Annotated in this window: 22 protein-coding genes, 1 tRNA gene and 1 pseudogene; 16 read left to right on the forward strand and 8 right to left on the reverse strand. The window is 64.5% G+C overall.

The window, feature by feature from the left end; all coding sequences use genetic code 11:
• Window positions 1–54: 54 nt before the first annotated feature.
• Together ACFO3E_RS01490 and ACFO3E_RS01495 are read left to right on the forward strand one after the other, a co-directional pair.
• Entirely contained in the window at window positions 55–1,245 is a 1,191-nt protein-coding gene (locus tag ACFO3E_RS01490; protein WP_380801896.1) for a M23 family metallopeptidase, read from the forward strand.
• The gene (locus tag ACFO3E_RS01495) at window positions 1,226–1,612 is read left to right on the forward strand and encodes a bactofilin family protein (RefSeq protein ID WP_380801898.1); all 387 of its coding nucleotides are present in this window, start codon (window positions 1,226–1,228) and stop codon (window positions 1,610–1,612) included. Before ACFO3E_RS01490 ends, ACFO3E_RS01495 begins: the two co-directional genes overlap by 20 nt.
• A 6-nt stretch (window positions 1,613–1,618) precedes the next feature.
• Here ACFO3E_RS01495 and ACFO3E_RS01500 read toward each other — a convergent pair.
• From ACFO3E_RS01500 to yajC, 7 genes and pseudogenes are all read right to left on the reverse strand, one after another.
• Window positions 1,619–3,128 (reverse strand): annotated as a pseudogene (locus tag ACFO3E_RS01500) (YifB family Mg chelatase-like AAA ATPase).
• A 41-nt stretch (window positions 3,129–3,169) separates the two neighbouring features.
• Window positions 3,170–3,844, reverse strand: a complete 675-nt coding sequence (locus tag ACFO3E_RS01505) for an RlmE family RNA methyltransferase (protein ID WP_380801901.1) — start codon at window positions 3,842–3,844, stop codon at window positions 3,170–3,172.
• Window positions 3,841–4,959, reverse strand: a complete 1,119-nt coding sequence (locus ACFO3E_RS01510; protein ID WP_066525467.1) for a Ppx/GppA phosphatase family protein — start codon at window positions 4,957–4,959, stop codon at window positions 3,841–3,843. Before ACFO3E_RS01510 ends, ACFO3E_RS01505 begins: the two co-directional genes overlap by 4 nt.
• Window positions 4,960–5,091: 132 nt before the next feature.
• Complete coding sequence (locus ACFO3E_RS01515) at window positions 5,092–5,430, reverse strand: Mth938-like domain-containing protein (RefSeq protein ID WP_380801981.1); 339 nt, start codon at window positions 5,428–5,430, stop codon at window positions 5,092–5,094.
• A 56-nt stretch (window positions 5,431–5,486) separates the two neighbouring features.
• Complete coding sequence (gene secF / locus ACFO3E_RS01520; RefSeq protein WP_380801904.1) at window positions 5,487–6,473, reverse strand: protein translocase subunit SecF; 987 nt, start codon at window positions 6,471–6,473, stop codon at window positions 5,487–5,489.
• A gap of 19 nt (window positions 6,474–6,492) precedes the next feature.
• The gene (secD, locus tag ACFO3E_RS01525) at window positions 6,493–8,091 is read right to left on the reverse strand and encodes a protein translocase subunit SecD (RefSeq protein ID WP_066525474.1); all 1,599 of its coding nucleotides are present in this window, start codon (window positions 8,089–8,091) and stop codon (window positions 6,493–6,495) included.
• Window positions 8,092–8,098: 7 nt separating this feature from the next.
• On the reverse strand, window positions 8,099–8,434 hold the full coding sequence (gene yajC / locus ACFO3E_RS01530) for a preprotein translocase subunit YajC (RefSeq protein ID WP_066525477.1): 336 nt from the start codon (window positions 8,432–8,434) through the stop codon (window positions 8,099–8,101).
• Window positions 8,435–8,621: 187 nt separating this feature from the next.
• On the opposite strand from yajC, the gene ACFO3E_RS01535 reads away from it, so the two are divergent.
• The 3 genes from ACFO3E_RS01535 to ACFO3E_RS01545 all read left to right on the forward strand — a co-directional run bounded on the left by ACFO3E_RS01535 (window position 8,622) and on the right by ACFO3E_RS01545 (window position 9,680).
• Window positions 8,622–8,698: transfer RNA gene (locus tag ACFO3E_RS01535), tRNA-Pro, on the forward strand.
• Window positions 8,699–8,865: 167 nt separating this feature from the next.
• Window positions 8,866–9,408: a glycoside hydrolase family 108 protein gene (locus ACFO3E_RS01540; protein WP_380801908.1), complete on the forward strand. Its 543-nt coding sequence runs from the start codon at window positions 8,866–8,868 to the stop codon at window positions 9,406–9,408.
• On the forward strand, window positions 9,408–9,680 hold the full coding sequence (locus ACFO3E_RS01545) for a 3TM-type holin (RefSeq protein WP_380801910.1): 273 nt from the start codon (window positions 9,408–9,410) through the stop codon (window positions 9,678–9,680). The genes ACFO3E_RS01540 and ACFO3E_RS01545 overlap by 1 nt, the downstream gene beginning before the upstream one ends.
• Window positions 9,681–10,191: 511 nt before the next feature.
• On the opposite strand, the gene ACFO3E_RS01550 is transcribed toward ACFO3E_RS01545, so the two are convergent.
• Complete coding sequence (locus ACFO3E_RS01550; protein WP_380801983.1) at window positions 10,192–10,725, reverse strand: hypothetical protein; 534 nt, start codon at window positions 10,723–10,725, stop codon at window positions 10,192–10,194.
• Between the two features lie 416 nt (window positions 10,726–11,141).
• On the opposite strand from ACFO3E_RS01550, the gene rpsM reads away from it, so the two are divergent.
• The 11 genes from rpsM to ACFO3E_RS01605 all read left to right on the forward strand — a co-directional run bounded on the left by rpsM (window position 11,142) and on the right by ACFO3E_RS01605 (window position 23,948).
• Entirely contained in the window at window positions 11,142–11,510 is a 369-nt protein-coding gene (rpsM, locus tag ACFO3E_RS01555) for a 30S ribosomal protein S13 (RefSeq protein ID WP_066525485.1), read from the forward strand.
• Window positions 11,511–11,585: 75 nt separating this feature from the next.
• Entirely contained in the window at window positions 11,586–11,975 is a 390-nt protein-coding gene (rpsK, locus tag ACFO3E_RS01560) for a 30S ribosomal protein S11 (RefSeq protein ID WP_004208752.1), read from the forward strand.
• 118 nt (window positions 11,976–12,093) lie between these two features.
• Complete coding sequence (locus ACFO3E_RS01565; RefSeq protein ID WP_066525487.1) at window positions 12,094–13,155, forward strand: DNA-directed RNA polymerase subunit alpha; 1,062 nt, start codon at window positions 12,094–12,096, stop codon at window positions 13,153–13,155.
• A gap of 173 nt (window positions 13,156–13,328) precedes the next feature.
• A complete protein-coding gene (rplQ, locus tag ACFO3E_RS01570; protein ID WP_013847805.1) occupies window positions 13,329–13,754 on the forward strand; it encodes a 50S ribosomal protein L17 in 426 nt (141 codons plus the stop codon).
• A gap of 102 nt (window positions 13,755–13,856) precedes the next feature.
• Entirely contained in the window at window positions 13,857–16,019 is a 2,163-nt protein-coding gene (locus tag ACFO3E_RS01575; RefSeq protein ID WP_380801913.1) for a prolyl oligopeptidase family serine peptidase, read from the forward strand.
• Window positions 16,020–16,087: 68 nt separating this feature from the next.
• The gene (locus ACFO3E_RS01580; protein ID WP_380801916.1) at window positions 16,088–16,630 is read left to right on the forward strand and encodes a hypothetical protein; all 543 of its coding nucleotides are present in this window, start codon (window positions 16,088–16,090) and stop codon (window positions 16,628–16,630) included.
• A gap of 190 nt (window positions 16,631–16,820) precedes the next feature.
• A complete protein-coding gene (locus ACFO3E_RS01585) occupies window positions 16,821–18,119 on the forward strand; it encodes an ammonium transporter (RefSeq protein WP_380801919.1) in 1,299 nt (432 codons plus the stop codon).
• Window positions 18,120–18,197: 78 nt separating this feature from the next.
• Window positions 18,198–19,430, forward strand: a complete 1,233-nt coding sequence (locus ACFO3E_RS01590; RefSeq protein ID WP_066525492.1) for a TCR/Tet family MFS transporter — start codon at window positions 18,198–18,200, stop codon at window positions 19,428–19,430.
• A 121-nt stretch (window positions 19,431–19,551) separates the two neighbouring features.
• Entirely contained in the window at window positions 19,552–21,111 is a 1,560-nt protein-coding gene (guaA, locus tag ACFO3E_RS01595; protein WP_066525497.1) for a glutamine-hydrolyzing GMP synthase, read from the forward strand.
• Window positions 21,112–21,272: 161 nt separating this feature from the next.
• Window positions 21,273–22,445, forward strand: a complete 1,173-nt coding sequence (locus ACFO3E_RS01600; RefSeq protein ID WP_380801922.1) for an aminotransferase — start codon at window positions 21,273–21,275, stop codon at window positions 22,443–22,445.
• A 69-nt stretch (window positions 22,446–22,514) separates the two neighbouring features.
• Entirely contained in the window at window positions 22,515–23,948 is a 1,434-nt protein-coding gene (locus ACFO3E_RS01605; RefSeq protein WP_380801925.1) for a DNA recombination protein RmuC, read from the forward strand.
• The last annotated feature ends 58 nt before the right edge of the window (window positions 23,949–24,006 follow it).

Genomic DNA, 24,006 nt, shown 5'->3' on the forward strand with positions numbered 1-24,006 from the left:
TCTCTCCTTTTGCTACCGGCCCGAATCTCGAAAAAATCGAACGCGGGGTCGCAATTGTTATATCGGAGTAAGAAGGGGGTTTCCGCCCTCTGGGCCAGGATTGTCGCCCTGTGTCCGGAGCGGGAAATCTTCCTGCGATCTGGCGGACAGGTCAAGTTCATCCGGATATCCACCCGCGTTCAGCTGTCGGCCGCCGCCGTCCTATCCTCGCTCCTGCTCGGATGGATTGCACTCACCCTTTCCATGGCGCTTCGTCCATCATCAGTGGATCGCGAACGGGCCGCGCTCGATGCTCAGGGCCGCGCCGTTGCCAAGGCAGCGAGTAAGGTGGAGGGCTATCGCCAATCAGTCGAGAACCTCGCCCGCGACCTTGAGGCGCGGCAGAACTTCATGGACGATCTGTACCGCACCCATTTCGGCAAGGAAGAAAGCGGTGCGGCGGAAGGGCTGGTCGGTCAGCCGGACAAGGCTACCTCCAAGGACGGCGCGCATGCGCTCAAGGTCCGCATCGGCGCCGCCCCTGAAGCCGAGCCCCTGCTGACGATCGATGCGCGCCAGCGGCGTTTCGCGATGCTGCTGACCCGTGCCGTGGAGCGGCGCGCGGACAAGACGGCGGCGGCGATCCGCAGCTTTGGCCTCAACCCCGATACGCTGGCGCGAACCGCGGCCCGGGCGCAGGGCGGCCCCTTCGTCCCTTGGCGCGGCCAGCGCGACGCGATGCCGAAGGAGTTCGAACGGCTGGCAAGCGCGCTGTCCCGCATGGAATTTCTGGAAAGCAGCCTGATGACAATCCCTTCAGGCCGCCCGACCCTGGCGCCGATGCAGTCCAGTTCCTACGGCTATCGCCGCGACCCGTTTAACGGACATGCCGCCTTTCATGCAGGCATCGACTTTCCCGGTAGCCATGGCCAACCGATCCTGGCGGCCGCCGCAGGCAAGGTCAGCTTTGTCGGCCAGCGCAGCGGTTATGGCAATGTGGTGGAAGTGAGCCATGGCAACGGCCTCATGACCCGCTACGCCCATCTGTCCGGCTTTGCCGCGCGGGTCGGTGAGCAAGTCGATCGCGGCGTCATGATCGCTCGCATGGGTTCGACCGGCCGATCGACCGGCGACCATCTGCATTTCGAGGTACGGCTGAACGGTCAGCCCATCAATCCCCGCCGTTTTCTAGAGGCACGCAAAGATGTTCTCCAAGTCCAGCAAATCGCCACGGCCCGCCTCGCCGATGTCGGTCACCGTGGCTAAGGGCTCGTCCTTCTCGCTGATTGCGGGCGGCGTTTCGATCAGCGGCGACATCAGCGCTTCGGTTGATTTGCATATCGACGGCGAGGTGACTGGCGACGTCAGCTGTGTGGCGCTCGTCCAGGGCCCGGGCAGCCAGGTCACCGGCCATATCAACGCGCAAAGCGCGCGGCTCGCAGGGCTAGTGGACGGATCTATCACCGCTGATGATCTGGTCATAGAAAGCAGCGCGCGGATCACCGGCGATGTTTTCTATGAGCGCATTTCGATCGCACCCGGCAGCCGCATCGATGGACGCTTTACGCACAAGGAAAACGGCCCTGCGGGCGGCGGCGAGCTGAAGCTGATCACCGCCGAGAACGCCGCCTGATCTTCGTCAATTCACCGGAGCGCGTCGCCGGTAGCTAAGCGCTTCTGCGACATGCACGCGGCCCACTCTTTCCGCTCCGGCGAGGTCCGCGATGGTCCGCGCCACCCGCAACACCCGCGTATAGCCACGCGCCGACAGCTTCATCGCGGCCGCCGCCTGAGCCAACAGATCGCGCCCTGCCGCGTCAGGGCCAGCCACATCCTCCAGCCGCTCGCCATCCACCTCCGCATTGGTACGTATCTTGCTGCCTGCATAGCGTTGCGTCTGCACCTGCCGGGCCGCAGCGACGCGCGCCGCGACCTCGACCGAACCTTCCGAGGGCGGCGGAAGGACGAGATCGGCGGCGGTTACGGCCTGCACCTCAACATGCAGGTCAATACGGTCGAGCAGCGGGCCAGAGACCTTTGCCTGATAGTCGGCGGCGCAGCGCGGGGCGCGTGAACAGGCCAAGGCGGGATCACCGAGATGGCCGCAGCGGCAGGGGTTCATCGCAGCTACCAGCTGCACCCGCGCAGGGAAGGTCACATGCGCATTGGCGCGCGCCACCGTCACTTCGCTATTCTCCAGCGGCTGGCGCAGCGAGTCGAGGACGGTGCGTTGAAACTCGGGCAGCTCGTCAAGGAACAGCACCCCCAGATGCGCCATGCTGACCTCACCGGGGCCGCGCCTTATGGCCGCCGCCGACCAACGCCGCCATGGAGGCGCTGTGGTGAGGATTGCGGAACGGCCGGGCGCGGCTGATCCGTCCGCCTTCCAGCGATCCGGCGACACTCGCGACCATAGACCTTTCCAGCGCTTCAGCCGGGGTCAGTTCAGGCAATATACCGGGCAGGCAGCTCGCCATCAGCGACTTCCCCGCGCCGGGAGGCCCTACCATCAATAAGTTGTGACCTCCGGCGGCCGCGATCTCCAGCGCACGCTTCGCGGTTTCCTGCCCTTTGACCTGCTTGAGGTCAGAGGTGCGCAGCGGCGGTTCGACCGCGCCGGGCCGTGGAGGCGAGAGCGCCGCACTGCCCTTGAAATGGTTGAGAAGGCTGAGCAGATCGGGAGCCGCGATCACCTCAACCTGACCCGCCCATGCCGCCTCCGGTCCTTGGGATACCGGGCACACCAAGCCGAGTTCTCGTTCTCCGGCGTGCAGAGCGGCGAGCAGGACGCCCGGGGTCGAGGCGATGCGTCCGTCCAAGCCAAGCTCTCCGACCACCACATAACCGGCCAGCGTCTCGGCATCGATCACGCCCATCGCGCCGAGAAGCGCAAACGCTATGGGCAGGTCGAAATGAGAGCCTTCCTTTGGCAAGTCAGCGGGAGAAAGGTTGACGGTAATGCGCTTGGGCGGGAGGGACAGGCCAATCGCCGCGATGGCGTTACGCACACGTTCGCGGCTTTCCGCCACCGCCTTGTCAGGCAGTCCCACAACGATGAAATTGGGCAAGCCGGGAACCAGTTGGCACTGCACCTCCACGCTGCGCGCGTCCAGCCCGAGATAGGCGACCGTCGATACCGTCGAAACCAATGTGCCCCCATTTTCCTATAAAAGCCGCGCGTACTGCGGCGTCAGCCCTGCTCGATGGGGCGTCCCTTGAAGCCCTGCGCCACGACATACCATTCGACGCTGCCTTTCCGGCTCGCGGGTGGCTTGGCATGTTTGATCGTGGTGAAATGCTTCTTCAATATGGCGAGCAGGTCAGCGTCGGTGCCGCCCGCAAATACCTTTGCGACAAAGGTGCCGCCCTTTCGCAGATTTTCCACAGCAAACCAGGCGGCCGCTTCGACGAGCGCCATTGTCCGCAAATGGTCGGTCTGCGCATGGCCCACCGTGTTCGCCGCCATGTCTGAAATAACGAGGTCGGGCGCATCCCCCAGCGTCTCGGCCAAGAGAGCAGGCGCCTTGTCATCCATGAAGTCCATCTGAAACAGGGTGACGCCGTGGATGGGATCAGTAGGCAGCAGGTCCATGCCGACAACCTTGGCCTTGGGCGACAGCTTCCTGACAACCTGCGCCCATCCGCCGGGCGCAACGCCCAGATCGACGACGGCACGCGATCCCTTCACAAAGTGGAACTTCTCATCCAGTTCGATCAACTTGAAGGCGGCGCGGCTGCGCCAGCCTTCCGCCTTGGCGCGGCGGACGTAGGGGTCATTGAGTTGCCGCTCGAGCCACCGCGTCGATTGCGCCGTCCGCCCTTTGGCCGACTTGACCCGGACCTTGCCCGCACCTGCACCTCTCACATCATTGCTCCGTCGCGGTCCATGAGGCCCCGTAAAATTCCCTCGCGTATGCCGCGATCGGCCACACCCAGCCGTTCGGCGGGCCAGATGTCGAGGATGGATTCGAGGATCGCGCATCCTGCCACCACCAGGTCCGCTCGCTCCGATCCGATGCAGGGCAGCTTTTGCCGTTCCGGCAACGCCATGGTGGACAGCCTGCCGGAAATTGCGCGCATCGACGCCGACGGTACGATCAGCCCGTCGATCGCCTGCCGGTCATAGCGCGGCAGATTGAGATGCAGGCTGGCCAGCGTCGTCACCGTGCCCGAGGTGCCCAGCAGCCGGATCGCGGGGGCCTCACGAGGAAGGCGGCGGGCGAGCGGCGCGAAAGCATCGGCGACCCGCGACCGCATTCGCGAATAGGCGGCTAACCGCTCGCCAGGGTCGGCATGTTCGAACAATTCGCTTTCTGTCAGCGAGACGACACCCCAGGGAGCGCTGACCCAATCGACGATATGCGGCGCGCCGGAGCGATTGGCGTCAACCAGGACCAGTTCGGTGGACCCGCCGCCAATGTCAAAGATCAGCGCGGGGCCATCGCCCGGTTCCAATAAGGCATGGCAACCCATCACCGCCAGCCGCGCTTCTTCCTGCGCACTGATGATGTCGAGCGCTATCCCGGTTTCGCGATAGACGCGCTGGATGAATTCAGCGCCGTTGGAGGCACGGCGACAGGCTTCCGTCGCGACCGACCGGGCCAGGGTGACATGGCGGCGGCGTAACTTGTCGGCGCAGATCGACAGGGCCGCAATGGCGCGATCGATGGCAGCGTCGCTGATCCGGCCCGTCGATGCCAAGCCTTCACCCAGCCGGACGATACGGGAAAAGGCATCGACAACAATGAAGCCATCGGCAGAGGGCTTGGCGATCAGCAGGCGGCAATTATTGGTGCCAAGGTCGATCGCGGCATAAGAGCGTCTGCCGCGCGGCAAATGAGGCAAGGAGCCCCGCTGCTTCGACGGGGGAGGTATGGCCGCAGCCTTGCTCCCATTACCCTGGCCGGAAAGGGCGTCCTTGCCCGAAGCGCCCCCGGCGGGACCGGAACTCTGCGGCAATGGGCGGCTGTGCTGCACCATGGCCGTAACTCTTTTCTTCTTCGCCGACACCGACAGGTGCCGGAACTTGGGTTCAGCCTATGCGGATGCAAGGCAAAGCGCAAGACGCGGCCAGAAAAGCCGATAACATTGCGCTACGGCATGCGGGCTTGATCAGAGCGGCAGTAAAGCCGCCACGATCCAGCGCTCTTCGGCCCGAAGCACGCCCCAAGCGCGCGCCGCGGCGCGGCTGTCCATGGCTTCGACGCCGATGCCTGTCGCTTCCAGTTCGCGAACGAAGGCGCGCGGCGGTTGGCGCAAACCTGCTCCGGTGCCTAGCAGCAGGAATTCCGGCAGCGGGTCGGTGTCCAGAAGATCCCCCAACGCGGCGATCGACAGTTCATCGGCCGTGGGCGCATCTTCCCATGCAAGTGCGCGCGCGGGGTTTAGAAGCAGTCCGCCGGGAAAGACATCATCCCTAACCCGAAAACCGCGACCCGCAAAGCCGGTGATAATCGGCCCCTGCCCCGCCTCATCGCGGCGCAGTTCGATGCCGGTGCGCTTGTCGGTCAGGGCCGCGCCCCATCATCACGCGGCCCGAGGCGCTCGGCGCGATCGGCAATGTTGGTCTTGCTCGCCTTGCGCTCCGCCAGCTGGGGCGAAAGACCGAGCGTGATCAGCAACGACGACGACACATAAACCGAAGAATAGGTGCCGACGATGATGCCCAGCATCATGGCGGCGGTGAAGCCGCGCAGCACATGGCCCCCAAAGAGCAGCAGTGCGCCAAGGGCGAGCATCACGGTGACCGAGGTCATGACCGTACGCGGCAGCGTTTCGTTGACGGACAGATCGATGAGCGCCTTCATATCCATCTTGCGATATTTGCGCATATTCTCGCGGATACGATCGTCGATCACCATCTTGTCGTTGATCGAATAGCCGACGATCGTCAGCACGGCGGCCACGATATTGAGGTCGAATTCAAGCTGGGTGATGGCGAAGAAGCCGAGCGTCATCAGCACGTCGTGCATGATCGCGACGAAAGTCGAGACGCCGAACTGCCATTCGTAGCGGAACCAGGAAAAGATCGCGATGCCGATCACGGCCAGCATCACCGCCAACACGCCGTTCTGGATCAACTCGCCGGATACCTTGCCCGACACCGTGTCGTAACGGGAGAAGGTAACGCCCGGGAATTGGGCCGTCATGGCGTTACGCGTCTTTTCGACAACCGCGTTCGCTGCACCAGCACCGCCCTGTTCGGGCAGCGGAAGGCGGATCTGCACGGTGTTGGGATCGCCAAACTGCTGGAGCGAGCTTTCGCCCACATCCAACGCCGCGATCGTGCTGCGAACACGGTCGGTTTCGACAGCCTGCGGAAAGCGCGCCTCGATCATCAGGCCCCCGACGAAATCGACGCCCAGGTTGAGGCCGCGATAGGCGGTGGCGCCGACGGCAAGCACGGTCAGCAACGCCGTCAGGGCGAAGGCCCAGTGGCGCAGCTTCACAAAGCCGATATTGGTATTGTCGGGGACGAGCTTCAGAAGTTTCATGGGTCTTTCTCCCGGCCCCTTAAATGTGGATCTCGGTCGGACGCTTGGCACGGAGCCAGCGCGACGCGAGCAGGCGGGTGAAGGTCACGGCAGTGAACACGCTGGTCGCGATGCCGATCAGCAGCACGATGGCGAAGCCCTTGACCGGGCCGGAACCCAGCGCAAGCATGATGCCGCCCGCGATGGCATGGGTCACGTTGGCTTCGAAGATGGTGCGGCTGGCTTCTTTGTAACCGAACTGGATCGCCTGCACGACGCCGCGCCCGCGCCGCCGCTCTTCGCGGATGCGTTCATAGATGAGGACGTTGGCGTCCACCGCGGTGCCGATCGTGAGCACAAATCCCGCAATGCCTGGCAGCGTCAGCGTCGCGCCGAGCATGCCCATGACGCCAAGGATCACGAGCACGTTGATGGCGACGGCCATGTTCGCATACATGCCGAAGCGGCCGTAGCTGGCGAACATGAAGATCGCGACAGCGGCAACGGCGATAACCGACGCCAGCAGGCCCGCGCGGATCGAGTCAGCGCCGAGCTGCGGGCCGACAGTGCGTTCTTCGACGACAGTCAGGGCCACCGGCAGCTTGCCCGAGCGGAGCGCGATGGCTAGCTGATTGGCGCTTTCCACCGTGAAGTTACCGCTGATCTGAGCGGAGCCGCCAAGGATCGGCTCGTTGATGTTCGGCGCTGACAACACCTTGCCGTCCAGGATGATGGCGAAGGGCCGGTTGACATTCTGCGACGTTACTTGGCCGAATTTACGGCCTCCCGATCCGTTGAAGCGGATGTTGACGATCGCCTGGTTATTCTGGTCATAGCCCTGCGTGGCGTCCGTCAAATCCTCGCCCGACACCATGACCTGCCGCTTCACGGCGATCGCCGGAACGCCGGATGGATTGGCGGGATAAGGCAGCACTTCGCTGCCGACCGGAGCGCGGCCTTGGGCGACTTCGGCAGGATTGGCGCTGGTATCGACGAGCTTGAATTCGAGCTTGGCGGTCTGCCCGAGGAGGTCCTTGAGCGCCTTTGGATTCTGAAGGCCCGGCACCTGGACAACGATGCGGTTTCCACCCTGCTGCTGGATCGTGGGCTCGCGGGTGCCCATTTCGTCGATGCGCTTGCGGATCACTTCGGTCGCGACTTCCATCGCGCCCTTGACCGCATTGTCGATCCCCGCCTCTGTCGGCGTGATCACGACCGTGGAACTGTTCACCACCTCCACATTGAAGTCGCGCTGACCCGTAAGACCCGCGCCTTGGGTCAAAGGTCGGATGCGCTCGACCGCGGCATCGACCTGCGCAGGATCGCGGACCATGAAGCTGAGCTTCCCGTCGCGGCTGGAGATGTCACCGATCGCGATCCGCGGCGCGCCACGGCGCAGTTCGGTGCGAACCTGCTCCTCCATGTTGGCGAGCCGCTGTTTGGCCACATCCTGTGTCGAGGCTTCGAGCAGCAGATGGCTGCCCCCCGAAAGGTCGAGGCCCAGATTGACACGGGTCTGCATGAAGTGCGGCAGCCGCTCGACCGTCGTGTCGGGCAGGAAGCTCGGCACCGCACACAGGATGCCGATGACCAGAGGCAGCAAAATCGCCGCGATGGCCCAGCGCGAGAAGTTCAGCATCCGGCGATCAGTCGTTTGCGGGCTTGGCGGTCGCCGGATCGACGACGTCGGTCAGCGTGGACTTGACGGCCTTCACCTTCATGCCGGGCGCGAGTTCGACATCGACATAATGTTCATCGACGCGGGCGACCTTCCCAACCAAGCCGCCACCGGTCACCACCTGATCGCCCTTTTTGACGGCGTCGATCTTCGCCTTATGCTCCTTCATCCGCTTTTGCTGCGGGCGGATCAGCAGGAAGTAGAAGACGACGAAGATGAGGACGAGCGGCGCCATCTGCACCAGCATGGAAGCGCCGGACGATTGCTCGCCCGCGGTCTGGGCAAAGGCTGGGGTAATGAGCATGGGTGGGACTTTCGCCTTTTGTCTTGTCGTGCCGCTGGCTGTTCAATCAGCTGCGGATCAAGGGCGCGCGGCTAACACAGATGGGGATAGCGAAGCAATATGATTAGGGATTGTGAAATGAGGCAAAAAGGCTGCGCCGAAACGCTTGCATGTTCTCAAACATGCTTCTATGTGCCGCCGCTCCGGTCGGGACGTAGCGCAGCCTGGTAGCGCATCACACTGGGGGTGTGGGGGTCGGAGGTTCGAATCCTCTCGTCCCGACCAAAATCATAAATGAAGTAGCGAACTGAACGCGTTTTTGCGGGCGCTCTTCCATCCCCAACCAGAATCCAACTTTTCCTATTTCTGCTCGGCGGCAGCGATTTTTGCTGTCCTACAGCGAACCAGATGGGATAAATGATCCGCCTCATTCGGACAGAGGAGGCAGGTTAATGGATGTTGCGGCGCTGATCGATGAAGTGATTGCGCGGGAGGGCGGCTATAGCAACCACCCGGCGGATCGCGGCGGTCCTACCAATTTCGGCATCACCCAGGCCGTTGCGCGCGCCAATGGCTATGCGGGCGATATGCGACAGTTGCCACGCGCCGTGGCGGAAGCGATATACCGGCGGCTCTATTGGGAGCGGCCCGGTTATGGCTTCGTCGCGGAGATCGCGCCGAATGTCGCGGGGGAGTTGTTCGACAGCGCGGTCAACATGGGACCCGCGACAGCCACCCGCTTCCTGCAGCGGGCGCTCAATGCACTTAACCGCAATCAGCGGGACTATCCCGACCTGAAGGCCGACCAACTGATCGGGGCGAAAACGCTGGCGGCGCTCGGCGCCTTCATGCGGCTGCGCGGCAAGGCGGGGGAAAAGGTGCTGCTGAAGGCGATGGAGGCGCTGCAGGGGGAACGCTATGTCGCGCTGGCGGAGGGCCGGCCCGCCAATGAGGCGTTTCTCTATGGGTGGCTGGCGAACCGGATCGGTTACTAATGAGCCACATCAAGCTCAGGCGGACCCGGACCGACCGATGGACGGCGCGGGCGCGGCCGGCCTTTCTCTATGTCATGTATGGACTGCTGCTCTGGTCGGTGCCGCTTGGGCTGATTGGCGGGGCGCGGCCGGAGGTTGCAGCGGCGATCGTGCGGGCGATGCGGGCCTATTTCGAGGCGCTGCCGGAGCCGCTCTATGCGCTGTTTGGCACGGGATATCTGGGATACACTGCGGCGCGGGCCTGGGGGAAGGTCAAGGGGGTCGAGCGGTAGGATGACGGCCCCTCTCGCTCTCTTTGGAAGGGCGAGGGAATTGAAACGCACTGCACCCCATAAATGAGAGGGGCCGCTGGGTAGATAAGTCCCAGCGGCCCATCATTGACATGGTCACAGCGGCCGGAAGTGCCGCCCAAGGAAAACGTGGATCGCGCTATCTTCGCGAGTATGAGACGTCCTTCGCGACATATCGCGTGTCAGATGTCCCAATGCTGAAGAAGATCGACGCTGACGGCGTCGCTCAGCGGCGCGTTTCCCGAATGGACTTGACCGACCTCACTGCTGAACCATGAGACATCGGATCACCTCCTTTCGACTGTTGAAGCCCCGCGCGGCCCATCTTGGAAAACCGTCCTAGACCTGGCCACGAGATGGACTGTGAATCAGACGGAAGACATGATCAAGTCTTGTAAAATTCTTTTTTGGAATCATACTAGCGCGTCCGTCCGAAAAGCCGATCTGGTGCTTGGCACGGCAATCGGCCCACAAGATATGCGAGAAGTACGCATTAGCGGCGGCAATCCTCTATGACGCGGCCAACCTCTGCCCAGGCGGGTATGATGAGCGTATCGAGCCCTTGCACCTCGACGGCGAAACGGCCGCGGCTGTAAGCGATCTGATCGAGCGCCGCGTCGCTTGCCGCGCGGGTGGCAATCGTGCCGGAAGGTGAGGCGGCGGCGGGCCAGTTGACGGCGCCGTAGCTGGTGCGCAAGGTCATCGCCGCCTGGCCGGCTCCCGCGCGGAGCAGGCTGATGCGGCCGGCCGCAGGGTCGCAGCGCAGCGTCAGCAGCGGCCCGGCCGCGGGGCTGGTGAAAAGGGCCGCCGATCCCTGCCCTTCCTGACGATAGGTCCAGTTGCCGGGCGTGGCGGGACGATATTGCCACTCGAGCGGCGCGGGAGCGGAAGCGGGCGCAGGAGCCGGAGCGGCGCGCGGCGGGACTTGCCGGGGCGCCGGGCGTTGCGCCTGATCGGGCGCGCCGACACAGGAAGGGAGCAGAAACAGCAAGGGCGCGAACGCGGCCGGGATCGGGTGAAGACGCATAATGCCGTCATGCCCGAGGCCGGGGGCGCGCTTCAACCGGAAAAGGGCCGGATGAGGCGAAGGGGCGTTGGCGAGGGGAAGGCCCCCGGCAGACTTGTCCTTATTCCCAGATGCAAGCGCTCTTCGACTTGCCGCCAAGGACAGGCTCGTGGCGAACGGCGACCAGGAGCCGTCCAGGGCTAAGGAGGCGCATCTCTCAGCGTGCAAAACAAGCGCCGCGCGATTGACAGTTTCCCGCCGAATCGCTAGGGGCTGGCCCATCCCGGACACGCTGGTGAGCGGCGGTGCATGGCACTGGCCGTCTTTTTTGCGTCTCGGGGGCTATCGAATCGGCCGAAGTCCTTCTAGGGCTCCGGCCTGGACGCTTTGAGATGGGACGGCGCCAACCGCCCCGTGGAGCAGGAGTACAGATTACCATGGCACGTATTGCGGGTGTCAACATCCCGACCAACAAGCGCGTGATCATCGCGCTCACCTACATTCACGGCATCGGTCGCAAGACCGCCGTCGATCTGGCCGACAAGCTGGGCATCGACCACGGCCGCCGCGTTCAGGACCTGTCGGACGCCGAAGTCCTGCAGATTCGCGAAGCCATCGACGCCGACCTTACCGTTGAAGGCGACCTGCGCCGCGAAACCGCGATGAACATCAAGCGCCTGATGGACCTGGCCTGCTATCGCGGCCTGCGTCATCGCAAGGGCCTGCCGGTCCGCGGCCAGCGCACGCACACCAATGCGCGCACCCGCAAGGGCAAGGCGAAGCCGATCGCCGGCAAGAAGAAGTAATCGTTGAGGGTCGGCCCTTCGGCTTGACCCTCCGGCGACTTCTGCTTTTAAACGATTTCAGTAGGATAGAGCAAAATGGCACGCGAACCCCAGCGCATTAAGCGCCGCGAACGCAAGAACATCTCGGCCGGCGTGGCGCACGTCAACGCCAGCTTCAACAACACCATGGTGACCATCACCGACGCCCAGGGCAATGCGATCAGCTGGTCCTCGGCCGGCATGATGGGCTTCAAGGGCAGCCGTAAATCGACCCCTTATGCCGCGCAGGTTTGCGCCGAAGACGCTGGCCGCAAGGCCGCCGAACATGGCGTGCGCACCCTGGAAGTCGAAGTGAAGGGCCCCGGTTCGGGCCGTGAATCGGCTCTTCGCGCGTTGCAGGCCGTTGGCTTCCACATCACCTCCATCCGCGACGTGACGCCGATCCCGCACAACGGCGTGCGTCCTTCCAAGCGCCGCCGCGTCTAACTCCGGCGCGAGGCTTGCCGGGCGGCGGACGCGCCGCCCGCTCACCCGTTTGCATCGGCCGGAACGTCCTGTCGGGTCAGGATTTCAGCGTTACCGGCCTCATCCCTAGGGGAAATACATGACTGTCAACATGAAGAACTGGCAGGAATTGAAGAAGCCCAACAGCCTGGAGATCAAGGCGGCGGGCGACGGCAAGCGCAAGGCGACCTTCGTCGCCGAACCGCTGGAGCGCGGCTTTGGCCTGACGCTTGGCAACGCGCTGCGCCGGGTTCTTCTCTCCTCGCTCCAGGGCGCGGCGGTCACCTCGATCAAGATCGAGAACGTCCTGCACGAATTCTCCTCCCTCGCCGGTGTGCGTGAGGACGTCACGGACATCGTCCTCAACATCAAGCAGGTTGCGCTGCGCATGGAAGGCGACGGTCCTCGCCGTCTCCAGCTGTCCGCCACTGGCCCCGGCGAAGTGCGCGCGGGTGACATCACCACCGTCGGCGACATCGAAGTGATGAACCCCGACCTGGTGATCTGTCACCTGGACCAGGGCGCGACGCTGAACATGGAACTGACTGCTGACATCGGCAAGGGCTATGTCCCCGCCGTCGCCAACCGTCCGGCCGACGCGCCGATCGGCCTTATCCCGATCGACGCGCTCTACTCGCCGGTCCGTCAGGTCGCCTACAAGGTGGACAACACCCGCGTCGGCCAGGAACTGGACTATGACAAGCTGTCGCTGACCGTCGAAACCGACGGCACCGTCACGCCGGAAGACGCGGTGGCCTATGCCGCGCGCATCCTGCAGGACCAACTCCAGCTGTTCGTCCACTTCGAAGACGCGCTGCCCGTCGCCGCTCCGGCTGCTGGCGCTGCTGCTTCGGCCGCTGCCGAGGGCGAGAGCGACACCAACCAGATCAACCGCTACCTGCTCAAGAAGGTGGACGAGCTGGAACTGTCGGTCCGTTCGGCAAACTGCCTCAAGAACGACAACATCATCTATATCGGCGATCTGGTTCAGAAGACTGAAGCCGAGATGCTGCGCACCCCCAATTTCGGCCGCAAGTCGCTGAACGAAATCAAGGAAGTGCTGTCGTCCATGGGTCTGCGTCTGGGGATGGACATCCCCGGCTGGCCGCCGGAAAATATCGAGGAAATGGCCAAGAAGCTCGAACAGGAGCTACTGGGCTGATCCAAACTCGTCACCCCAGCGCACGCTGGGGTCTCGGGCCACACGGGCGACCTTGGGGCAGGAGATCCCAGCTTTCGCTGGGATGACGAATTATGGGCTGATGGGCGGTGGCCCTGAACACCGCCTGGTCTGGGCTACCTTACACGGGCCCTTAACGAACGAAGGAAGAAGATATGCGTCACAAGGTTGGTCATCGTAAGCTGCAGCGCAGCGCCGGGCATCGTAACTCGCTGCTCCGCAACCTCGCCGCTTCGCTCATCAAGCATGAGCAGATCCTGACGACCACGCCCAAGGCGAAGGAACTGCGTCCCTACGTCGAAAAGCTGATCACCCTCGCCAAGAAGGGTGGCCTGTCGAACCGCCGTCTGGCCCATGCCCGCCTGCAGGACGACACCCAGCTGACCAAGCTGTTCGAAGTTCTGGCCGAGCGCTACAAGGATCGCAACGGCGGCTACACCCGCGTGATCAAAGCCGGCATCCGCGCTTCGGACGCGGCGCCGATCGCGATCATCGAACTGGTCGATCGTGATGTCGATGCGAAGGGTCAGGATTCGGGTCCGGTCCAGAACGCCGACGCGGACGAGCTGGAAGCGGCCTGATAGGCACATCCGCTTTACCAAAGGCGGATCAATAGATTAGACACAGGCCATGGCTCAATCGAGCCGTGGCCTGTTTCATTTTCAACGATACGAACGGGAGAGATGCGCGCTTTTCGGCTGCTACTGGCATCGCTGGTCCTGCTCGCGGCGGCCTCCCCTGCTGCAGCCGAACGCGATGCGGGCGCCGCAGATCGCGGCGGCGCGCTTCGCTATCCGGTGGCCAAGCGGACGGACCTGGTCGAGGAGCATTTCGGCATAAAGGTCGCCGATCCCTATCGCTGGCTGGAAAATGACGTGCGCACCGACCCGGCCGTACGCGACTGGGTGGCGCGGGAAAACGCGCTCACCCGCCGGTCGCTCGACCCGTTGCCGGGGCGCACGATCCTGCGCAAGCGGATCGAGGCGCTATTCTCCCACGGCCGCTTCACCCTGCCGCGCAAGGCCGGGAAGCGCTATTTCTACGGCTATAATAGCGGGCTGGAACGGCAGACCCCGCTCTATGTGCGGGAGGGGCTGAACGGGGCCCAACGGCTGGTGATCGATCCCAATAGCTGGGCGGAGGACGGCGGAGTGGCGCTTGCCGAATGGGCGCCCTCCCCCGACGGCCGCCGCCTGCTCTATGCGGTTCAGGAGGCGGGCAGCGACTGGCGCACGCTCAAGATACTGGACGTCGACAGCGGCAAGGTGCTGGACGACCGGATCGAATGGGTGAAATTCTCGCAACTGGCCTGGGACGGGCGGAGCGAGGGATTTTTCTACGCGCGTTTCGCCGCGCCGCAGGAAGCCTATCGCTCGGAAAATCTGGGGCAGCAGATCTTCTATCATCGCCTGGGACAGGCGCAGGCGCAGGATGTGCTGGTCTATGCGACGCCGGATCGGCCCAAGCTCGGCCATATGGCGCAGGTGACGGGCGACGGGCGCTGGCTGCTGGTCAGTTCCTTCGAGGGCACCGATCCGCGCCGCGAATTGCGGGTGGCGGAGCTGACCGGCGGGCGGCTGAAGCTGCGGGCGCTGGTGCGGGGGATCGCCAACGACTGGCGGCTGATCGGCAGCCGGGGATCAACGCTCTATTTCATCACGGACCTGGATTCGCCGCATCTGCGGGTGGTCGCAATCGATGCGCGCCACCGCTGGCGGGACCTGCGGGTAGTGGTGCCGGAGCGAAAGGACAGCCTGGCCGGCGGCGCGCTGGTCGGCAACCGGCTGATCCTCGCCTATGCGACCGATGCGCAGACGGTGGCGGACCTGGTCGAGCTGGACGGGCGGCGCGTGAGCGACGTGCCGCTGCCAGGAGTGGGCACGGCCGCGGGCTTTTCGGGGCGGGACGGTGATCCGGAAACCTTCTTCAGCTTTTCCGGTTTCGTGAGCCCGGCGAGCATCTACCGCTTCGATACGGCGACCATGCGCTACGACCTGTTCGCGCGGCCGGAGTTGCCCTTCGACCCGGAGCAGTTCGGTATCGAACAGGTGAGCTATCCGTCGAAGGACGGCACGCTGATCCCGATGACGATCATCCGCAAGAAGGCGCTGGCGCTGTCGAAAACCCCCGCGCCGACGATCCTGTACGGCTATGGCGGTTTCAACATATCGCTGACGCCCGGCTATTCGGCGACACGGCTCGCCTGGCTGGAACAGGGCGGCGTCTATGCGGTCGCGAACCTGCGCGGCGGCGGAGAATATGGCCGCGCCTGGTATGATGCCGGGCGGGCGGCGAACAAGCAGAATGTGTTCGACGATTTCATCGCGGCGGGCGAGTGGCTGAAGGCACAGGGCTATACGTCCAGGGACGGGCTGGCGATCGAGGGGCGGTCCAATGGCGGGCTGCTGGTGGGGGCGGTGGTGAACCAGCGGCCCGACCTGTTCGCCGCCGCGCTCCCGGCGGTGGGCGTGATGGACATGCTGCGCTTCGACCGCTTCACGGCCGGGCGCTACTGGATCGAGGATTACGGGTCGCCGGATCGCGAAGCGGACTTCCGGCTGCTGCGTGCCTATTCGCCCTATCATAATATCCGCGAGGGGCAGGATTATCCGGCGATCCTGGTGAGCACCGCCGATACCGACGACCGCGTGGTGCCGGCGCACAGCTTCAAATATGCCGCCGCGTTGCAGGCGGCGAACCTTGGCCCCAAGCCGCGACTGCTGCGCGTGGACACCCGCGCGGGACATGGATCGGGCAAGCCTATCGACAAGCTGATCGAAGAATACGCCGATAGCTACGCCTTCGCGGCCTATCATACGGGGCTCAAGATCCGCGCAGCGCCCTGATCAGCGTTCAGCCGCGCGACAGCCGGTCGGGTGTAGGAGCCTCCCCGCAATGAAGAGGAGCCACCGGGATGACGGGCAAAGCGGGTTGGATCAAGGGATCGGTGCTGGCCGCAGCGCTGCTGGCGAGCGGCGTAGCGGTAGCGCAGGGCTATCAGCCGCGGCAAAGCGACCTGCAGGAACAGGACGACTGGCCGGACGACGCCCAGCCCTCCGCGCCCGATGACTCCGAGAGCCAGGCCGCCCAGCCCCGCGCCGACGATGATTTCTCAGACGTCGCGGCGAAAGACCCCAACCAATCGGACTCCGACCCACGCGATGATCGTCTCCGCCGCCAGGATGCCGTGACCCAGGCCGAGCCCGAGGAGGACGAGGACGCGATCACCAGCTGTGCCCTTGCCGCCCGGGAAGAGGCCGAACGCGATGGCGGCTATGCCGAGGTTCGCCAGGTGCAGGAGCCGCGCGAAACCCGGAACGGCTATGATGTGGAAGGCGATATCGAGGTCCGCTCCGGCTGGCGGACGCAGGACGGCAGATCGCGGCATTTCACCTGCTCCATCCAGAACGGCCGGATCGCGAACGTCTATGTCCGTCGGGAGCCCGCGCCGCGCTGATCGGCCACTGCTTCAAACGGCAATTCACTTCCCCAATGGAGTCATGACCGCTTTCGAATGCGTTGAAGACAGACCTTTCCGCGTCTGACAGGCTTCTTTCCTGTTTCCGCCCGATGTTCCGCATTGCGTGAAGCTTTGCCCGAGGCTAGCTGCCGCACGGCAGAAAATGGGGCGGCAGGGAAAAGCTATCATGTTGCGCGGAATATTTCGTCTTGGGGTGGCGGGCTGCCTTGCATCCTGCGCGAGCGTGGCTGCGGCCGCTCCTGCCGCCAGGACTATCGACAAGGCGGACACGCTGCTGCTGATCCTTGGCGCCGCGCTTGTTCTGTTTATGACATTGCCGGGCCTGGCGCTTTTCTATGGCGGGCTGGTGCGCGCGAAAAATTTCCTGTCGGTGCTGATGCACTGTTTCGGGCTCGCGGCGCTGGCGTCGATCCTGTGGTTCCTCTTTGTCTATAGCCTCGCGTTCCGGGGCGATAATCCGTTCATTGGCGACCTGTCTGCAATCGGGCTGAACGGGCTCAGCGCCATCCGCGAAGGGCTGACCGTGCCCGAAAATGTCTTCGCGCTTTATCAGATGACATTCGCGATCATCACCCCTGCCCTGATCGTCGGTGCGTTTCCCGAGCGGGTGCGGTTTGGCTGGCTGATGCTGTTTTCCGCACTGTGGCTGGTGCTGGTCTATGCCCCGGCCGCGCATTGGCTGTGGGATAATGGCTGGTTGGCGCAATGGGGCGCGCGGGACTTTGCGGGCGGCATCGTGGTTCATACCACGGCGGGCATCGCAGCGCTGGTGATGGCGATCATGATCGGGCCGCGGAAGGGCTTCCCCAATTCGATGATACCGCCGCACAGCCCGGCGATGACGATGATCGGCGCAGGCATGCTGTGGGTCGGCTGGTTCGGTTTCAACGGCGGATCGGCTCTGGTCGCCGATGGTGCAGCAGGCTCCGCCATCATCGCAACGCATCTGGCTGCGTCGTCGGCGGCGCTCACTTGGGCAGCGGCCGAGCATCTGAAGATCGGCAAGCCGACGTCGATCGGCGTCGTGACCGGCGCGGTGGCGGGGCTGGCAACGATCACGCCTGCTGCCGGATATGTTTCACCCACGGGCGCGGTCATCATCGGGATTCTTGGCTCGCTTGTCTGCTTCGCCGCCGTGCTGGGGGTGAAGCATCGCTGGAAGGTGGACGACAGCCTTGACGTGTTCGCCGTCCACGGCGTGGGCGGGATGCTGGGCTCGATCCTCCTCGCGGTCTTCGCCAGCGAAACGCTGGGCGGCACCGGATTGGGCACCGGCCTGAGCGTTGGGAGTCAATTGCTGGTGCAGGCGGAAGCGGTGCTGATCGTCGCCCTTTGGTCGGCAGTCGCGACACTGATCGTGGCACGGGCGGCGGCCCTGCTTCTGCCGATGCGGGTCAATGCCGAGCAGGAACATGACGGTCTTGACCTCAGCCTTCATGGCGAGAGGGCTTATGAGTTCGATTGAGCGCATATAAGCGGAGCGGACATCGGCGGCGCTGAACGGCCCCTTGGCATCCGCCGCCCATGGCTCTAGCGCAGCCTCATGTCCTCTCCCCCTGCCCCTCCCCGCGCGGCGATCGCCTTCATCCTGGTGACCGCACTGCTCGACGTCATGTCGATGGGGATCATCATCCCGGTGCTGCCGCAACTGATCGAGCAGCTTTCCGGATCGACCAGTGCGGCGGGATTGTGGAACGGGCTGTTCGTGGCGCTGTGGGCGGCGATGCAGTTTCTCTGTTCGCCGGTGATCGGTTCGCTGTCCGACCGTTTCGGGCGACGGCCGGTGATCCTGATTTCAGTCGCTGGGCTGGCGCTCGACTTCCTGCTAATGGCGGTTGCGCCCAATCTGTGGTGGCTGGCGCTGGGCCGCATTTTGGCAGGCGTCACATCGTCCAGCTTTACATCGACATTCGCCTATATGGCCGACATCACCCCGCCTGACAAAAGGGCGCGCGGCTATGGGCTGATCGGCGCGGCGTTCAGCGGCGGCTTCGTCGCCGGGCCGCTGTTGGGCGGAGTGCTGGGCGAGATTTCGGTGCGCGCGCCCTTCTGGGCGGCGGCGGGGCTGTCCGCCCTCGCCTTCTTCTACGGGCTGTTTGTGCTGCCCGAATCACTGGCGCGCGAGAAGCGCATGGAATTTTCCTGGAAGCGCGCCAACCCCTTCGGCGCGCTCAAGCTGCTGCGGTCGCATCCGGAACTGTCGAGCCTCTCCATCGTCAATTTCCTGCTTTATTTCGCGCATCACCTCTTTTCGGCGGTGTTCGTGCTCTATGCGGGCGACCGCTATGGCTGGGGCGCGTGGCAGGTAGGGACGTTGCTGGCGCTGGTGGGCCTGATGGATATGGGTGTGCAGGGCATATTGGTGGGCCCGGTGGTGAAGCGGCTGGGCGACCGGGCGACGATGGTCGCGGGCCTCGGCTTCGGCGCGGTCGGCATAGCGGCGATGGGACTGGCCCCGACCGGCTGGCTGTTCGTGGCGGCCATGTTCCCCAATGCGCTCTGGGGCCTTGCCATGCCGACGATCCAGTCGCTGATGACACAGCGCGTGTCGGAAACCGAGCAGGGCCAGTTGCAGGGCGCGAACAACAGCGTCGGATCGATCGCGGGCATTTTGTCGCCGCTCTTTTTCGGCGCCATCTATTCCATGTCGGTGGGACCGGGCCCGATGCTGCCCTTCATAGGCAGCGCCTTCCTGATCGCGGCGGCGGTGCTGGCGGGCGCGGCGCTGCTGGGATGGGCGGCCGGGCGTGAGGGGAAGGCCAAGGTGTTCTTGTAACGGTTTTCTTGACCGTTTCTCGACTGCGCTCGAAACGAACGGAGGCAGGAAACTGGACATATGGCCGCCCAGAGACTAACCGCGCGGCATCCCATTCTCTCCGGTTCGTAAAGGCGATTCGATGACGCTGCCCCTTCAGGATTCCATCCTTATCGTGGACTTCGGCAGCCAGGTGACGCAGCTGATCGCCCGGCGCGTGCGTGAAGCGGGCGTCTATTCCGAAATCGCGCCGTTCAACAGCGCCGCCGAAGCCTTCAAGCGACTGCAGCCCAAGGGCATCATCCTGTCGGGCGGCCCCTCCTCCGTCATGTGGGAGGACAGCCCGCGCGCACCGCAGGCTTTCTTCGAAGCGGGCATCCCGATCCTGGGCATCTGCTACGGTCAGCAGACGATGATGCAGCAGATGGGCGGCCAGGTGGAAGGCGGCGAGAGCGGCGAGTTCGGCCGCGCCTTCATCGAGGTGAAGAAGCGCTGCGCCCTGTTCGACGGCCTGTGGGCAGAAGGCGAACGGCATCAGGTGTGGATGAGCCATGGCGACAAGGTGACCAAGCTGGCGCCCGGTTTCGAAGTGGTTGCGGTGAGCGAGGGCGCGCCCTTCGCCATGACGGCCAATGAGGAAAAGCGTTTCTACGCCACGCAATTCCACCCCGAGGTCGTGCACACCCCTGATGGGGCCAAGCTGCTCGCCAATTTCGTGCGCCATGTCTGCGGCCTGAAGGGCGACTGGACGATGGCCGAATTCCGCGCGACCAAGATCGCCGAGATCCGCGAGCAGGTCGGCGACGGCAAGGTGATCTGCGGCCTGTCGGGCGGCGTCGATAGCGCGGTGGCCGCGGTGCTGATCCATGAGGCGATCGGCGACCAGCTGACCTGCGTCTTCGTCGATCATGGCCTGATGCGCAGCGGCGAGGCGGAGCAGGTCGTATCGCTGTTCCGGGGCAGCTATAATATCCCGCTGGTCCATGTGAACGCGGAAACGCTGTTCATGAAGGGGCTGGAAGGCGTCACCGATCCGGAAGCCAAGCGCAAGTTCATCGGCAAGACCTTCATCGACGTGTTCGAGGATGAGGCGCGGAAGATCGGCGGGGCCGGTTTCCTGGCGCAGGGCACGCTCTATCCCGACGTGATCGAGAGCGTGAGCTTCACCGGCGGCCCTTCGGTGACGATCAAGAGCCATCATAATGTGGGTGGCCTGCCCGAGCGCATGAACATGAAGCTGGTCGAGCCGCTGCGCGAGCTGTTCAAGGACGAAGTGCGCGCGCTGGGCCGCGAACTAGGGCTGCCGGAAATCTTCGTCGGCCGCCACCCCTTCCCCGGGCCGGGCCTCGCCATCCGCATTCCGGGCGAGGTCAGCAAGGAACGCTGCGATATCCTGCGCAAGGCCGACGCCATCTATCTGGAGGAAATCCGCAACGCGGGCCTTTACGACGCGATCTGGCAGGCCTTCGCCGTGCTGCTGCCGGTGCGGACGGTCGGCGTGATGGGCGACCACCGCACCTATGACAGCGTCTGCGCGCTGCGGGCGGTGACATCGACGGACGGCATGACGGCAGACATCTATCCGTTCGACGCCTCCTTCCTCAGCCGCGTGGCGACGCGGATCATCAACGAGGTCAAGGGCATCAACAGGGTGTGCTATGACTTCACATCCAAGCCACCGGGCACGATCGAGTGGGAATAAACCGGATTAAGTGACCGTCCGGGGGACGGTCATCCGGTTTATTCGGCACCGTAAGGTGCCGCAGCCTCGTACGCTGACGAAAGGCTTCGACAGGCTGATCCCGAACGGGGATATGTTCGGGATGCTATACTCCGGGCTTGAGAGCCATTACCTCTCACCCCATGACCAGCGCTCCCATCGGCCATCCCGTCTATCGGGACATGCCAGCGACCATCTTCGAGAAAATGTCGGCACGCGCGCGGGAGACGGGCGCGATCAATCTGGGCCAAGGTTTCCCCGACGCGCAGGGGCCGGACGATATCCTCAGCGCCGCTGCCGATGCGCTGCTCAACCGATCCAACCAATATCCGCCGAGCGCCGGCCTGCCCGAATTGCGGCAAGCGGTGGCGGCCCATTATGGGCGGCACCAGGACCTGGATTTGCGCACGGAGGAGGTGATCGTGACGTCCGGCGCGACGGAGGCGATCGCGGCGAGCCTGTTCGCGCTGGTGCAGCCGGGCGATGAGGTGCTGCTGCTCGCGCCGCTATATGACGCCTATCTCCCGCTGGTGGAGCGCGCGGGCGGCGTCGCGCGGGTGGTGCGGCTCATGCCTCCCGACTGGCGGATCAGGCGAGAGGCGCTGGAGGCGGCGGTCGGGCCGCGCACGCGCCTGCTGATCTTCAACAATCCGCTCAATCCCAGTGGCAGCGTGGCGACGCAGGAGGAGTTGGCGATGCTGGCGTCCTTTTGCGTGGATCATGATCTGATCGCGATCTGCGACGAGGTTTGGGAGCATGTGACGTTCGACGGCATCCGGCATCAGCCCTTGATGGCGTTCCCCGGCATGCGCGAGCGGACCGTGAAGATCGGATCGGCGGGCAAGATTTTTTCGCTTACGGGCTGGAAGATCGGCTGGATGTGCGCCGCGGCGCCCCTCGCCACGCTGCTAGGTCGGGCGCATCAGTTCCTGACCTTCACCAGCGCACCGAGCCTGCAATGGGCGGTGGCCGAGGGGCTGGGCAAGCCGGACGCGTGGTTCGCCGCGATGCGCGCGGATTATCAGGCGTCGCGCGACCGGCTGGTGAACGGGCTGCGCGGCGCAGGCTATGCCGTTAAGGAGAGCGCGGCGACATGGTTCGTGACGCTCGACCTGACGGCGTCGGGCATCGGCCTGGACGATGTCAGCTTTTGCGAGCGGATCATCGGCGAGGCGGGGGTCGCGGCGATCCCGATTTCGGCCTTCTATCCCGACGCTGCCGTCACCCATCTGGTGCGTCTGTGCTTTTCCAAGAGCGACGCGGTGATCGATGGGGCGGTCGCGCGGCTGGGCAGGTTCCGGGCGTCGATCGGCTGACCGCAACAAGACTTGCGGGGACCGGCCTGGGTCGCTAGGTTCACCTTTCGTTCCATAAGGGGGATCATCATGGACAGCCTGGCCGTTATCTTATGCCTCGCGGCGCTCGTTGCCGGGCTGGGGCTCGGCTGGCTGCTGCGTGGCAAGGCGGTGGCGCCGCTGGCTGCGGAGAAGGTGGAGCTTGCGGGTAAGCTGGGCCAAGCCGAGGCGCAGCGGAACGGCGCGCTGCAGGAGTTGGTGGTGGCGCAGGAACGGGCGGTGCAGGCGGGCGACCTGGCGCGGCGGCTAGACGATGAGCGGGCGGCGCGGGGCCTTGTCGAACGCGAACTGGCGGCGCTGCGGTCCGAGGCACAGGCGCGAGCCGAGGCGTTCGAAGCGCAGATCGCGGCGCTGAAGGATGCGAAGGAGCAGTTGTCGGCGCAGTTCAGCGAGATCGGCGGCAAACTGCTCCATCAGGCGCAGAGCCATTTTCTAGAGCGTGCCGACCAGCGGCTGGCGCAGGCGCATGAGAAGAGCGAGGCGCAGCTCAAGCAGTTGCTGCACCCCGTCAACGAGACGATCCAGCGCTACGATCAGAAGATCAGCCAGATCGAGCAGCAGCGGACGGAGGCATACGGCATCCTGCGCGGCGAGATCGAATCGATGAAGTCGGGGCAGGAAGCCGTGCGCGCCGAAGCGCAGCGGCTCGTCGATTCGCTTCGTCATGCGCCCAAGGCGCGGGGCCGCTGGGGTGAGCAGCAGTTGCGCAATGTGCTGGAGACGTGCGGGCTGTCCGAGTATGTCGATTTCCACACCGAGGTGAGCGTCGAGGGCGAGGACGGGCGGCTGCGGCCCGACGCGATCCTGCGCGTGCCGGGCGGCCGCGCACTGGTGATCGATGCCAAGGTGTCGCTGAACTCCTACCAGGACGCCTACGGGGCCGATGGCGAGGATGAAAGGAAGCGACTGCTCTCCGCCCATGCCGCGGCGATGCGCGCGCATGTCGATACGCTGGGGCGCAAAAGCTATGCCGACCAGTTCGATGAGGCGCCCGACTATGTGATCATGTTCGTGCCGGGCGAACATTTCCTCTCCGCCGCGCTGGAACATGATCCGCAACTATGGGACCATGCGTTCGGCAAGCGCGTGCTGCTGGCGACACCGACCAACCTCATCGCCATCGCCCGCACCGTTGCGGCGGTATGGCGGCAGGAGAAGATGGCGGACGAAGCCAAGCGGATCGGCGCGCTGGGCAAGGAACTGTATGAGCGGCTTGCAGGTGCGGCGGGATCGCTCAAGAAGCTGGGCAACCGGCTGACCGGGGCGGTAAGCGATTATAACAGTTTCATCGGCAGCTTTGAGAGCCGGGTGCTGGTGACGGGCCGCAAGCTGCGCGACCTCAATATCGAGACGGGCGGACGGGAATTGGAGGCGCTGGAACCGGTCGAGGCGCTGGTGCGCGAACCGGCGTCCGCCGAGGCGGTGCGCGCCCTGCCGGAGGTGGTGGCGGACGCGGCGGAGTAGGGAGGGCGATAGTTGGTTCCGTGAGGGTGGTTAGCGACCGGCCACTGTTGGGAACTCG

This window comes from Sphingobium tyrosinilyticum (assembly GCF_042654265.1).
Classification (GTDB): domain Bacteria; phylum Pseudomonadota; class Alphaproteobacteria; order Sphingomonadales; family Sphingomonadaceae; genus Sphingobium; species Sphingobium tyrosinilyticum.